The sequence below is a fragment of the Cryobacterium flavum genome, assembly GCF_900103805.1.
Taxonomy (GTDB): Bacteria; Actinomycetota; Actinomycetes; order Actinomycetales; family Microbacteriaceae; genus Cryobacterium; species Cryobacterium flavum.
Window position 1 is genome coordinate 260,482 of the sequence record NZ_FNIB01000003.1, and the last position, 13,110, is coordinate 273,591.

General features: G+C 65.2%; 15 protein-coding genes. All 15 read left to right on the forward strand.

What is annotated here, in order from left to right:
- Nucleotides 1–9: 9 nt before the first annotated feature.
- The gene (locus BLS91_RS05495) at nt 10–495 is read left to right on the forward strand and encodes a flagellar hook capping FlgD N-terminal domain-containing protein (protein WP_420838492.1); all 486 of its coding nucleotides are present in this window, start codon (nt 10–12) and stop codon (nt 493–495) included.
- Nucleotides 496–559: 64 nt separating this feature from the next.
- Complete coding sequence (locus BLS91_RS05500; RefSeq protein WP_092339721.1) at nt 560–1,768, forward strand: flagellar hook protein FlgE; 1,209 nt, start codon at nt 560–562, stop codon at nt 1,766–1,768.
- A gap of 115 nt (nt 1,769–1,883) precedes the next feature.
- Entirely contained in the window at nt 1,884–2,807 is a 924-nt protein-coding gene (locus tag BLS91_RS05505; RefSeq protein ID WP_092339722.1) for a hypothetical protein, read from the forward strand.
- Nucleotides 2,808–2,941: 134 nt separating this feature from the next.
- Nucleotides 2,942–3,175: a flagellar FlbD family protein gene (locus BLS91_RS05510; RefSeq protein WP_092339723.1), complete on the forward strand. Its 234-nt coding sequence runs from the start codon at nt 2,942–2,944 to the stop codon at nt 3,173–3,175.
- Nucleotides 3,175–4,041: a motility protein A gene (locus tag BLS91_RS05515; protein ID WP_092339724.1), complete on the forward strand. Its 867-nt coding sequence runs from the start codon at nt 3,175–3,177 to the stop codon at nt 4,039–4,041. The genes BLS91_RS05510 and BLS91_RS05515 overlap by 1 nt, the downstream gene beginning before the upstream one ends.
- The gene (locus BLS91_RS05520) at nt 4,038–4,895 is read left to right on the forward strand and encodes an OmpA/MotB family protein (RefSeq protein WP_174775006.1); all 858 of its coding nucleotides are present in this window, start codon (nt 4,038–4,040) and stop codon (nt 4,893–4,895) included. The genes BLS91_RS05515 and BLS91_RS05520 overlap by 4 nt, the downstream gene beginning before the upstream one ends.
- A gap of 72 nt (nt 4,896–4,967) precedes the next feature.
- Entirely contained in the window at nt 4,968–5,879 is a 912-nt protein-coding gene (locus BLS91_RS05525) for a flagellar motor switch protein FliM (RefSeq protein WP_174775005.1), read from the forward strand.
- Nucleotides 5,876–6,583, forward strand: coding sequence for a flagellar motor switch protein FliN (gene fliN / locus BLS91_RS05530; RefSeq protein WP_092339725.1), 708 nt, complete (start codon nt 5,876–5,878; stop codon nt 6,581–6,583). The genes BLS91_RS05525 and fliN overlap by 4 nt, the downstream gene beginning before the upstream one ends.
- A complete protein-coding gene (gene fliO, locus BLS91_RS05535) occupies nt 6,584–7,039 on the forward strand; it encodes a flagellar biosynthetic protein FliO (protein WP_092339726.1) in 456 nt (151 codons plus the stop codon). It begins immediately after the preceding gene.
- The gene (fliP, locus tag BLS91_RS05540; protein ID WP_369827362.1) at nt 7,036–7,914 is read left to right on the forward strand and encodes a flagellar type III secretion system pore protein FliP; all 879 of its coding nucleotides are present in this window, start codon (nt 7,036–7,038) and stop codon (nt 7,912–7,914) included. Before fliO ends, fliP begins: the two co-directional genes overlap by 4 nt.
- The gene (gene fliQ, locus BLS91_RS05545) at nt 7,911–8,186 is read left to right on the forward strand and encodes a flagellar biosynthesis protein FliQ (RefSeq protein WP_092339727.1); all 276 of its coding nucleotides are present in this window, start codon (nt 7,911–7,913) and stop codon (nt 8,184–8,186) included. Before fliP ends, fliQ begins: the two co-directional genes overlap by 4 nt.
- 1 nt (nt 8,187) lies before the next feature.
- Nucleotides 8,188–8,946, forward strand: a complete 759-nt coding sequence (locus BLS91_RS05550; RefSeq protein ID WP_092339728.1) for a flagellar biosynthetic protein FliR — start codon at nt 8,188–8,190, stop codon at nt 8,944–8,946.
- Entirely contained in the window at nt 8,946–10,088 is a 1,143-nt protein-coding gene (locus tag BLS91_RS05555; RefSeq protein ID WP_092339729.1) for an EscU/YscU/HrcU family type III secretion system export apparatus switch protein, read from the forward strand. Before BLS91_RS05550 ends, BLS91_RS05555 begins: the two co-directional genes overlap by 1 nt.
- Entirely contained in the window at nt 10,085–12,136 is a 2,052-nt protein-coding gene (locus BLS91_RS05560; protein ID WP_092339730.1) for a flagellar biosynthesis protein FlhA, read from the forward strand. The genes BLS91_RS05555 and BLS91_RS05560 overlap by 4 nt, the downstream gene beginning before the upstream one ends.
- The gene (locus BLS91_RS05565; RefSeq protein ID WP_104090707.1) at nt 12,111–13,109 is read left to right on the forward strand and encodes a hypothetical protein; all 999 of its coding nucleotides are present in this window, start codon (nt 12,111–12,113) and stop codon (nt 13,107–13,109) included. The genes BLS91_RS05560 and BLS91_RS05565 overlap by 26 nt, the downstream gene beginning before the upstream one ends.
- Nucleotide 13,110 lies beyond the last annotated feature (1 nt).

The following is a 13,110-nucleotide window of genomic DNA, read 5'->3' on the forward strand; positions in this document are numbered from 1 at the left end:
AGAACAACCGTGACAATCGATGCCCTGGCAGGCAATGCCGCCGCTCCGACCGGAATGTACACGTCCACGACTACGACGCGTACGCCCAACCAGTCCATGGACTCGGAGGTGTTCATGTCGCTACTGGTGACCCAGTTGCAAAACCAGGATCCCAGCTCGCCGATGGATACCAACGAGATGATCGCCCAGACCACCCAGCTCGCCATGATGGAGAAGCTCACCGAAATGGCCACCGCGAGCCAGGAGGGCTTCTCCCTGCAGATGCGCACCTCGGCGGCCGCGCTGGTGGGGGAGACGGTCACCTATACCAATGCCGATGGCGACGAGATCACCGGGCTCGCCTCGTCCGTCTCGTTCGCCGGCCCGGTGCCCATGGTTACGGTCAACGGGGAACCCATCGCCCTCGATGTCATCTCCGGCGTGACGCGCGCCACCGCCGCCGTTGACGACTCCGACGACTCCGAAGATTCAGCGGGGGCGACCACCGCGGCCTGATCCGCGGCTTGTCCTCGACCCCACCTACTTCACCACATAGTTCTTTTCTGAAAGGCAGCACCCCATGCTTCGTTCTCTCTACTCCGGCATCTCCGGCCTTCGTTCACACCAGACCATGCTCGACGTGACCGGCAACAACATCGCCAACGTCAACACGACAGCGTTCAAGGCGTCCGCGGCCCAGTTTCAGGACACCCTGTCACAGCTGACCCAGGCCGCCGGCGGCGCCACGGCCACCACCGGTGGCACCAACCCCGCCCAGGTCGGCCTCGGCGTACAGGTCGCTGGAATCTCCACCAACTTCGCCCAGGGATCGTCACAGTCCACCGGCAAAACCACCGACCTCATGATCTCCGGCGACGGCTTCTTCGTCACCTCGCTCGGCGGCGAAACCCTCTACACCCGCGCTGGGTCATTCAACTTCGACTCGGCCGGCCGACTGGTCTCGCCCGACGGCGCGATCGTGCAGGGCTGGGGCGCCGTCAACGGCGTCGTCAACGCTGGCGGGGCGACCAGCAATATCACCCTGCCCGTCGGCGCAATCGTGCCGGCTAAGGCCTCTACCGCCGCAACATTCACCGGCAACCTGCCGTCGGATTCTGTGGTCGATAGCACGCTCACACGCACCGTCGACGTCTTCGACGACCTCGGCAACTCTCGCACGATCTCGCTGACCTTCACTCGCACGGGTGCACCGGATGACGATGGCTGGACTGTTGGGCAATCCAAGCTGGCGGACGGCACGACGCCGACCCCCGTGCAGCTCACCGCTGAGACCGACGCCGACGGCCCCACGGGTAACTTCACCGCCTCCGGCGCCCTGAGAGTTGACGGCATCGATATGGACCTAGCCCAACTCAAGGGCTTCTCCGGCCTCGCCACGGTCGCCGGCAAGACCGACGACGGCAACGAGGCTGGCACGCTCAACAGCTACACGCTCGGCGCCGACGGCACCCTCGTCGGCCTGTTCAGCAACGGCCAGCAGCAGGCCATCGGTCGCATCGCCCTCGCTAACTTCGTCAACCCGGGCGGCCTGGAGAAGGCCGGCTCCTCGGCCTACCGCGCCACGTTCAACTCGGGTGCGGCCGAACTCGGCACCCCCGGCGCGGCCGGCATGGGCTCCCTCACGAGCGGTGCCCTCGAAATGTCCAACGTCGACCTGTCGCAGGAATTCACCAACCTCATCGTCGCCCAGCGCGGTTTCCAGGCCAACGCCCGCATCATCACGACCTCGGACGAGGTCCTGCAAGAGCTGACCAACCTCAAGCGCTAGTTCAGTAGACACGTTTGTGGGGTGCGGAACCGTCCGCACCCCACAATTGTGTCGAGTGAACGCCGCCCTGTGCATAACCATCAGACCTCGGGGCAGAATGCGGCATCCTCATGGCATGACCACGCGCCGAATGCTCCCGCCCCACCTCCTTGCCGGCCCATTCGCCGTGTCCCAGGGCGCTGCGCACGGCTTGTCACCCGGTCGCCTGCGGGCCAGCGACCTCGCCCGCCCGTTCTGGGGCGTGCGCGCACCCGCATCAGCTCACGCCAGTACGCGAGACCTGTGCAACGCCTTCGCACAGCGGATGCCCTTGGGCGCGTTCTTCAGCCACCACACGGCCGCGCTCCTGTTCGGAGCGCCGCTGCCGCCTCAGCTCGCCACCATGAACACCCTGCACGTCACCGTTCCGCTGCCGGGGCGTGCCCTGCGTGTGAACGGCGTCGCCGGCCATGCCATGGCGGTTGATGACGACGAGCTGTTCGACTGGTTCGGATTCAGCGTCACATGCCCGGCGCGCACCTGGTGCGATCTCGCGGAGAGCCTTACCCTGCGGCAGGTCGTAGCGGTCGGGGACTACCTCATCCGCTGGAGTTCACCGCTGGTCACCATCAACGAACTGGTCCAGGCCGTTGAACGCCACCGGCGCGGCAAGCTGCTCCTGGGCCGTGCCCTCTCACTGCTGGACGAGCGCAGCGAGTCGTCGCCCGAATCCGAGCTGCGTGTGATCGTGGTGACGAACGGGCTCCCTCAACCCCTCGTCAACGAAAACATCTTTGCCGCATCGGGTCGGTTCCTGTGTCGTGCCGACCTGTACTTCAAACAATTCGGCGAGCTCCTCGAATACGAGGGAGATCAGCATCGCACCGACCAACGACAGTGGCGCCGCGACCTCACCCGTACAGCCGACGTCGAGTCGGAAGGGCTGCACGTCACCCGCGTCAACGCCGACGATCTGCGTCAGGAGTCCCAACTCGTGGCTCGAATCGCGCGCAATCTGAGCCGTCGTGGATGGTGTGGCACACCCCGCCGCGCTCAGTAGACGATTTTCGTGGGTGGGCAGGGCCGCGCACCCGTCAAAATTGTCCACTGAGCGGATGCCTTACGCCAGTCCACAAACAGCCGACAGTACTGATTGACACCTCGCTTGCGGTGTTCTGACCCAGGGATGAACACATGATCGTACTAACGCGGCTGAACGACAGTCACTTTGCGATTAACCCCGACCTGATCGAACGCATCCATGCGAACCCGGACACCACCCTGGTCATGGTGGACGGTGCCAACTTCATCGTCACCGAGTCCATGGAAGAAGTGATCGAGAAGATCGCGAGCTACCGGGCGCACGTGATCGCGCTCGCGTATGACCCGACCGCCGGGGACCTGCCACGAGGCCCCAGGAAGCTCTAGTGGATCCCGCAACTCTGATCGGTCTGGTGCTCGCCTTTGGCGCGCTCCTGGCCATGATCACCCTCGAGCATTCGTCGGTCATGTCAATCCTGCTGCCGGCTCCCATGATCCTCGTCTTCGGTGCCACCATCGCGGTCGGGCTCGCTGGCGGCACAATAAAGGATTTCATTTCTGCCTTCAAGGCGCTGCCGGGTGCGTTCCGCGGGAAGACCACGCCGCCGCAATCAGTCATCGACCAGGTCGTCGGCCTGGCCGAAACCGCTCGAAGTTCCGGCTTGCTCGCCCTCGACCAGGAAGCGGACACCGTCAAGGATCCGTTTCTGCGGGGGGCCCTGCAGAACATCGCCGACGGCACCGACGGTGACGAACTGCGCATGTTGCTCGAAGACGAGATCGCAACCAAGGCACGCTCCAACCGCAACGCGGCCAAATTCTTTACCGGCCTCGGCGGCTACGCCCCGACTGTCGGCATCATTGGCACGGTCGTTTCTCTGACCCACGTCCTCGAAAACCTCGACACGCCCGCTACCCTCGGCCCGATGATCGCGGCCGCGTTCGTCGCGACACTGTGGGGCCTGCTGTCCGCCAACTTCATCTGGCTGCCGATCGGCTCCAGGCTGCGCCGTCTTGCCGACCTCGACGTCGACCGCATGACCCTGGTCATGGAAGGCGCCCTGGCCGTGCAGGCCGGAAGCCAGCCGCGGCTGCTCGGTGAACGACTGCGGGCCATGGTTCCGGCCGAGCTGTTGCCCAAGGTCGGCGCCAAGGGCAAGGACGTTCAGGCGGATGCTGCCTCACCCGCCGGCAAGATCAAAGCCAAGGGTAAGGGAAAGGGTAAAGACAAAGACCTTCCCGAAGCAGCATGAGTGTGCGCGCCAAGCGGCGCAAAATGGTCGAAGAAGAGGACGTCCACCCCGACGAGCGGTGGATGGCCTCCTACATGGACATGGTCACGGTGCTGATGTGCATGTTCATCGTTCTGTTTGCCATGTCGACTGTCGACCAAGACAAGTACGAGCAACTGGCCAACTCCCTTGCCACCGGCTTCGGTGCCGTCGATGCTGGCAAGGTGGATACCGCCGAGGGAGTCGTCGTTCCGGCCGACCTCATCGACAACCAGGGCGAATCACCCACGGAAGTCACCCACTCGTCCGAGGCAATCGACCCGGCAGAGGCCACGGCCGTGGCCACCGCGAACGCCGAAGCGGCCGAGAAGGAGGTGGCGAAGCTCGATCAGCTGGAGGCTGCTGTGACCGCCAATCTGACCGCAGCCGGTGTGGCCCAACTGGTCGAATTTCACATCACCGACCGTGGCCTGACCCTGGGCCTGGTTGGCAGCGAGACGTTCTTCGCACCGGACAGCGCCCAACTCACCGCGGCGGCGACTGCGGTGCTCGATGCTGCCGCTCCGGCGATGGTGGCCAGCGGGCAGAAGATATCGGTCGAGGGGCACGCCGACAAACACGGCCAGTCCGCGACGTTTGCCACGGACTGGGAACTGTCCGCGAGCCGGGCGACGCAGGTATTGCGTCGTCTGGTGGAGCAGGGTGGGATTGGCGGAGAGATGATATCCGCTGTCGCCTTCGGCTCGGCTCAGCCGGTGAACACCGGATCAACCCTCGACGACATGGCCCAGAACCGCCGGGTGGATGTCGTGCTGCTGTCGGACCAGCCGGACAGCGTGCGGGCGCTCATCCCCGGTGTGGCCGGGAAGGATTGACCCGGAACAGACGCGCTGCATCCGCGGGCTGAGACTCCTTACCATCCGACTGACCCCGCCGATAGTCCCAACGTGACAGTCCAGGATCAGGTCGACAGCAGTGCGCCCGCGAAAGCGGCGAAGAGCGTTGAGCTGTACGACTTTCGGCGTCCCACCACCCTGGCTCGGGAACACGCTCGTGTTCTGGAACTGGCCTTTGAGACGTTCGCCCGGCAGTGGGGCACCCAGCTGACCGCACGTGTGCGCGTGCTCTGCATGGTCACCTGCGAGCAGGTACTCATGGCCACCTACGACGAGTACGCGGGCTCTCTGCCGCCGAAAACGGCCATGGTGCTGTGCACGGTCGCCGGTCTCGAAGCCCGAGCCGTCATCCAGTTTCCGACCACGTCGGCACTCACCTGGGTGAACCACATGCTTGGCGGCAACAGCAGCATCCCCGTGATCGCCGAACGCAATTTCACCCAGATCGAGCTCGCCCTGATTCGCAAGCTCATCGCCGAAAGCCTCGAAGACCTGCGTTATTCCTTCGGACCGCTGCTCGTCGACGAGATGGGGGTCGAGGCGATCCAGTACAACTCCCAGTTTGCCCAGGCGGCCGCAACCGGCGACCTGATGGTGGTCGCGACCTTTGCCATTCGGGTGGAGAAGGTGACCGCGACGGCGACGGTGGCCATTCCTGCTGCGGCGCTGATGCCGCAACTCGGCGAAGCGAACCCCACCAGCACCACGTCGAATGCCGCCGAATTTTTGCAGGCCCAGATCGCGGCCGTACCGGTCGACGTGTCGCTCCGGCTGGAGACGGCCCACGTACTGCCCAGTCGCATTCTGACGCTGGCCGTCGGCGATGTTCTGCACGTTCCGCATCCCCAGCATCGTCCGCTCAATTTGACCGTCGACGGCCAGTCGCTCGCCCGCGCGGCCGTGGGGGCAAACGGTTCGCGGCTGGCCTGCATCGTCATTGATACCGAGGAGACAGCTCAATGATTTCTACCCGATCCATTCCCGAGGTCGCCGTTGACGCTCTCATCCGCGTGTTGCCGACGTCGGTGCCGCTGCTGGCGGTGCCACATACCGGCAGTGCCGAGCTGAGCTCGCGCGCTGGTTCCGCCGTGGTCGCCTCGTTTGTGGGCACGACCTCCGCTGACCTGGCCGTGGTATTGAGCGACTCGGCCTCCCTCGACGCCGCAGCCGGGGCGAACTCCCAGCTCGTCTCCAGCCAGGATGTTCTGCGTCCGGCCCTGGAGAGCGCCTCCGGTGTGCTCGGAATCGGCGTGCTCGGCGACTCGAGGGTAGAAGACGCCTCGGCGCTGTTCGCCGCCGACGACACCGACGTCTTCGAGCTGAGTGCCGGCGGCGTCGTGACCGGCTGGTTCGCCATTCGAGTGCGCCAGAACGGCGTTGTCGGCGGGCCCGTTACGGCCTCTAGCCGCGTCGCCATGGGAAACCTCGGGCGTATCAGCAACGTCGAAATGTCCCTGACCGTTGAGATCGGGCGCACCCGTATGTCCGTGCGCGACGTGTTGTCGCTGAAGCCCGGCGCGGTCATCGAACTGGACCGTTCCGCCGGTGCACCGGCCGATATTCTGCTGAACGGCCGCCTGATCGCGCACGGTGAAATCGTCGTCGTCGACCAGGACTACGCCGTGCGCATCACCCAGATTCTCGATGTCGCGGATGGCCTGTCGTAAGTGGACACCCTTATAGTCGCGGTGCGCGTCGTCCTGTCCTTGGGCGTGGTTCTCGCACTGCTCTGGTACCTGCAGCGACGACTGTCGCGCGGGGCACGCGCGCACGGTATCGCTAACCCGGTGACCGTCGTGGGCCGGCAACCCATCGGGCAGAAGGCATCCGTTGTCGTCGTGGAGGTCGACGGAACTCGTCTCGTTCTCGGCGTGACCGAGCAGGCCGTGACTGTGCTGCACGAAAAATCCGTCGCTGCCGTCTCCACGTCGACCCTCGAGACCGCCGTTGCAGCGCTCGGCAGCCCCGACGCGAGCGACGCCTTTGCCCGTTCCCTGGCCACGGCCGAAGCGGATGACGCCGCCCCGGCCCCGACGCCGACCCGCCCCGCCCCGCTGGCCGGGTCGATCCTGTCACCATCAACCTGGCGCCAGACCGCCGCGCTGCTTCGGCAGGGACGGTGAACTCCGCGGTCGACCGGCAGGTACACCGTCAGGCCTCTGCCCGGCTCGGCCTGCTGATTCTCTGTGGTCTCGTCATCACCGCAGCCCTCGTCTGGCTGAGCGTGAGCGTCGTGCACGCCCTGCCAGTCGACCCGGCCATGCCGGACAGCCCCATCGACCCGACCCTGCCGACCGACCCCACCGACCCGTCCGACACCGGCGGCGGCGGGCTGAGCGTGGACATCAACGGACCCGACGGTGCACCTTCGTCAGCGATCGTCACCCTGCTGGGTATCACCCTGCTGTCCGTCGCCCCGGCTCTGCTGCTCATGATGACGAGCTTCACCAAGATCTTCGTCGTGCTGGCCATGACCCGGAACGCCCTCGCGCTGCCGTCGATTCCACCGAACCAGGTGCTCGCCGGCCTCGCCCTGTTTCTGTCGCTCTTCATCATGGCTCCCGTGCTGACCGACATCAACAACGTGGCACTTCAGCCCTACCTCGACGGTTCGCTGAACTTCACCGATGCCCTGAACCTCGGTTCGGAGCCGTTGCGGCAGTTCATGCTGGCCAATACCCGCGGCGAAGACCTCGCCCTGATGACTCGGGCCGCCGACCAGCCCAACCCCGACAATCCCGACGACGTGACCCTGCTCACCCTCATTCCGGCGTTCATGATCTCTGAACTGCGCGCCGCCTTCATCATCGGGTTCGTCATCTTCATCCCGTTCCTGGTCATCGACATTGTGGTTTCCGCGGCGCTGATGTCGATGGGCATGATGATGCTGCCGCCCGTCATGATCTCGCTGCCGTTCAAGATTCTGCTGTTCGTACTCGTCGACGGCTGGGGGCTCATCATCACGAGCCTCATCGGCAGTTATCAGCTGGCCACATGAATACCAATGCGGTGCTCGATATCGGCCTGCAGGCGCTGATTCTGGCCGCGAAACTGTCGGCTCCCGTGCTGATCACCGCGCTCGTGGTGGGTTTTGCCATCTCGCTGATGCAGTCGATCACTCAAATTCAGGAAGTGACGCTGTCGTTCGTGCCGAAAGCGGTCGCCGTCGCCCTGGCCCTGCTGATCTGCGGCCACTGGATGATCGCCGAATCGGTCGCCTTCACCAACTCGATGTTCGAGAAGATTCCCGCGCTGCTCGGCGGAGGTTGACGTGGAGTTCAACCTCAATTTCGCCTGGATCGAAGCGGTCATGCTGGCCGGTGTGCGCATGGTGGCTTTTCTGGTCATCGCACCGCCGTTTTCCTACCGTGCTTTTCCGGCCCGCATCAAAGCTATGCTCGCCATCGGACTGGCCCTGGCCGTCTCACCGCGGGTCACCGCCGAGTACGTCTCCCAGGACACCGCCGGGTTCGTCGGAGCCCTGATCCTGGAAATCCTGGTCGGCGCCACCCTGGGCTTCCTGGTCTTTCTCGTTTTCGCCGCCGTGCAGTCCGCCGGTGGCCTCATCGACATGTTCAGCGGATTCCAGATGGCGCAGGGTTTCGACCCGCAGTCGATGGTCAACGGCGCCCAATTCACCCGACTGTTCCAGATGACCGCCCTCGCACTCATGTTCGCCTCTGGCGCCTACCAACTCGTGCTCGGCGGTCTGTTTCGCAGCTACACCGCCATTCCGCTCGGCTCGGGCATCGACCTGGCCGCGCCAGCCCAGGCCATGATCGCCGCTACCACCCAGATGTTCCTCGCCGCCGTGCAGATCGCCGGCCCGCTGCTCGTCGTGCTGTTTCTAGCGGATGCCGGCCTCGGCCTGCTCACTCGGGTCGCCCCCGCGCTCAACGCGTTCGCCCTCGGCTTTCCGCTGAAGATCCTCATCACGCTGAGCCTCGCCGCGACGGTGTTCGTGGCCCTGCCGCGCATCGTCTCTTCCCTCACCGGGCAGGCCCTCGATGCGCTCATGGGGGTGAGGTAGTGTCCGACACCGATTCCGGCGAAAAGACCGAACAAGCCACCCAAAAACGTATGAAGAGGGTGCGCGAAAAGGGCGAACTCTCCAAATCGCAGGATGTCACCGCCTGGCTCGGCGTTGGCGCGGCCGGTCTCATGCTGCCAGTCACCATCGCGGCCGGCGGCGATGCGGGCACGGACCAGATGTATCTGATCGGCACGCTCGCCCGCAATCCAGATCCCAGCGTGGCCGTTGAAGCCCTCGGCAACGGGCTGGCCTCGCTGACCGATATTCTCACGCCGTTTTTCGTCGTGGTGCTCGTCGTCGTGCTGGGCGGAGCAATGCTGCAGGGCGGCATCCACTTCAAGAAATTCGCCGGAAAGTTCGAGCAGTTCAATCTCGTCACGGGCATGAAACGCGTGTTCGGCACCCAGGCACTCTGGGAAGGCGTCAAGGTTCTCGCCAAGACGGCCGCCGTGGGCTTCGTACTGTACTCGGTGATTCAGGGCCTGATGCCGGTGCTGCTGACCGCCGGAGGGCTGCCGGTTTCTGAATTGCTCATCGCGGCCGGCGGCGGAACGGCCGCGCTGCTGCAGGCCGCCGTCGCGGCCGGCCTCGTGCTCGCTGCCGCCGACATCTTCGTCATCATGAAACGCAACCGCAAGAAAACCATGATGACGAAAAAAGAGGTCAAGGACGAGAACAAGGCCTCGGAGGGCGACCCGCTGATCAAATCGCAGCGCCGCTCCCGGCAGCTGATGATGAGCCGCAACCGCATGATCGCCTCGGTGACCGATGCCAATGTCGTGCTGGTAAACCCTACCCACGTGGCCGTCGCCCTCAAATACGAGCCGGGCAAATCGGCGCCGCGTGTGGTCGCCAAGGGGGTCGGTCATGTGGCCGCTCGCATCCGCGCGCAGGCCGACACCGATCACGTTCCCATCGTGCAGGACGTGCCGCTCGCGCGGGCGCTGCACGCTGCGTGCGAGATCGGCGACGAGATACCCACGGAACTGTACAACGCTGTCGCCAGGGTGCTCGCCTTCGTCATGGCACTGAAGAAGCGGGGGAGCACGGCGGGAACCCACACCATGAGCGCACTGGCCGCTGCACCGTTTGCTCCATCATCCTCATCAACACCGCAGACTGCCGGAGGCCGCTCGTGAATCGCAATCTCATCAAGCTCGCCGTTCCGGTCGGCGTGGTCGGCATCATTCTGCTGCTGGTCGTGCCGATTCCGGCCGGTCTGCTCGACATCCTGATCATCCTGAACATCATGCTGGGCCTGGTCACCCTGCTCACCACCATGTTCGTGAAGAAGCCGCTGGACTTCTCGGTATTTCCGTCACTGCTGCTGGTGGCGACCCTGTTTCGTCTCGGTCTCAACGTGGCATCCACTCGTCTGGTTTTGGGCGAAGGCTATGCCGGCCAGGTGATCGAGGCGTTCGGGCACGTCGCCGTCGGCGGCTCGATCATCATCGGTGCCGTCATCTTTCTGATTCTTGTCGTCATCCAGTTCGTTGTCGTCACCAAGGGTGCCGAGCGTGTGGCCGAGGTCGGGGCTCGATTCACCCTCGACGCCATGCCGGGCAAGCAGATGGCCATCGACGCCGACCTCAACGCCGGCCTGATCACGGATGCGCAGGCCAAGGATCGTCGAGCTGAAGTCTCGGCCGAGGCCGACTTCTACGGCGCCATGGACGGTGCGTCGAAGTTCGTCAAGGGTGACGCGATCGCCGGCCTGATCATCATCATCATCAACATCATCGGCGGCATCGCGATCGGCATGCTGCAGCGGGGTTTGGAGATCGGCGAGGCGGTCAACACCTACGCCCTGCTGACCATCGGTGACGGCCTCGTCACCCAGATTCCGGCACTGCTCATGGCGGTCTCCACCGGTATGATCGTCACCCGCTCGAACGCGGAGACCGACATCGGTTCGACGGCATCCGCTCAGCTGACGCAGTCGCGGAACGCCTTGACCATCGCCGGTGCCGCAGCAGTGCTCATGGCGCTGATCCCTGGTATGCCGGTGCTGCCGTTCCTCATCGTGGGGATGGCGCTCATGCTGATCGCCCAACGAATCAAGGCCGGCGAAGTCAGCAAACAGGCGAGCATCGAGGCCAGCACGGCGTCGGAGAAGAGCGCTCCCAAGACCGACACCACCGAAGACCTGATCGAGCAGATGCGCGTGCACGCGCTTGAGATCATGCTTTCGCCTGACCTGGTCGATCTCGTCTCCGGCGCCTCCGACGACCTGCTCGCTCGGGTACGGGGCCTCCGGCGCAAAATCGCCATGGATCTTGGCGTGGTCGTGCCCCCGGTGCGTACCAGGGACAGCGTCGATCTGCCGTCGTCGACCTATGTGATTCGCATCGCCGGCGTCGAATATGGGCGCGGCCTGGCACCGGCCGGCAAAGTACTCGCCCTCGGCGACGCCCTGGACACCCTGCCGGGGCAGGTCACGATCGAGCCGGTGTTCGGCCTTGCCGGCAAGTGGGTGCCGAGCGAAATGCGGCACAGCGCCGAGATGACCGGAGCCACCGTGATCGACCGGGTCTCGGTCGTGGTCACCCACCTGTCTTCGATCATCACCACGAACGCGGCCCGACTACTCACCCGGGAAGACGTGCGAGTGCTCACGGATGGCGTCAAACAGGTCAATCCCTCGGCCGTCGACGATCTCATTCCCGGTCTGCTCTCCCTCGCCGAGGTGCAGCGGGTGTTGCAGGGCCTGCTGGTCGAGCAGATTCCGATCAACGACCTGCCGCGCATCTACGAGGCGCTCTCGCTGCGCGCGAAGGCCTCGAACGATGCCGAGGGTCTGGTCGAGGCCGCGCGGCAGGCGCTCGGCCCGGCGCTGACCGCACAGTATCTCGATGGCACGCTGCTGCGCGTGATCATGATCGACCCCACTCTCGAACAGTCCATGCTCGAGGGGTTGCGCCCCTCCGATCAGGGCACGCAGATTCTGATGGATCCGGCGCGCCTGGAGACGGTGCTCGCCTCGGTGCGCAGCTCGGTGGCCAAGGTGGAGGCGAGCGGCCAGACTGCTGTGCTGGTGTGCGCTCCGGCGCTGCGGCCAGCCATCCGCCGCCTCATCTCCACGCAGACCGGCGGTCTGCCGGTATTGTCGTATCAGGAAGTAACATCGGCGAATGTGACCATTGAGACAGTGGGTGTGGTCCGTGGAGCCGAAACGATTTCTGCTTGAAGGTCCGACCCTGCGGGAGCTGCAGGAACGCGTCGTCGCCGAGCACGGTGCCAACGCCACCATCATCGCCGCCGAACGGGTCACAGTCGGCGGGATCCGCGGATTCTTCGCGCGCCAGCACTACGAGATCACCGTCGAGGTGCTGGAGCCGGCAGAGCGTAAGAAGTCGGCGCATGCCGGCCTTGATATCTCGGCCCGGCTGGGTATAGCGGCGCTGCTCGACGACGCCGACGAGGCTGAATTCCAACTCCACCCGGCCCAGCCGTCGCCGCAGCTCTCGACGACCTCTGACGGTTTCGCCAAGCTCATGGACGAACTCACCTTCGCGACCGGCCGCGATGTGGTTCCGGATGCCGCACCCGAGCCGGTCGCGGACGCAGTTCCCGCCCGGGGCTCGGCACCAGCACCGAGCACCGCCCGCCCGGCGTTGGCCCGACCCCCGGTACCGGCCCCGCTCACTCGGCCCGGAGACCTGGTTCTGATCGTCGGGCTCGAGGAAGACCCACTCACGATCGCTCGTCTTATGCTGCGCGTGGCCGGTGCGGGCGAGCTGCGCATCGCCGGCACCCTGCTGGAGGAGCGCATCGAGCGGGTCGACGACCGGCGCGGTGCCATGCTGGCCAGAGCCCACGGCGTGGATATCGGCCACAGCACCTTCATCGCCTACGGCCTCGAACCCGCGTCCGACGCTCTCGCTCGAGCGGCAACCCTCACCGCAATCGGTGCCGACCAGGTTTGGGTGGTCGTCGACGCGAGTCGAAAACCCGAGGACACCATCCGCTGGGTCAATATGGTCGTCACCGCCATTCAGGTGCACGCCGTGGCCGCGCTCGGTCGCCAATTCACGACCTCGCCGGCCACCGTCGACGACCTGGGACTGCCGGTGGAGTGGATGGACGGGCGGGTCGCGGCGGCGCCGACCGGCCGCCGGGCTGCACCGCCGCATTCTCGACCCACCGAGCGCGAACGGTAGG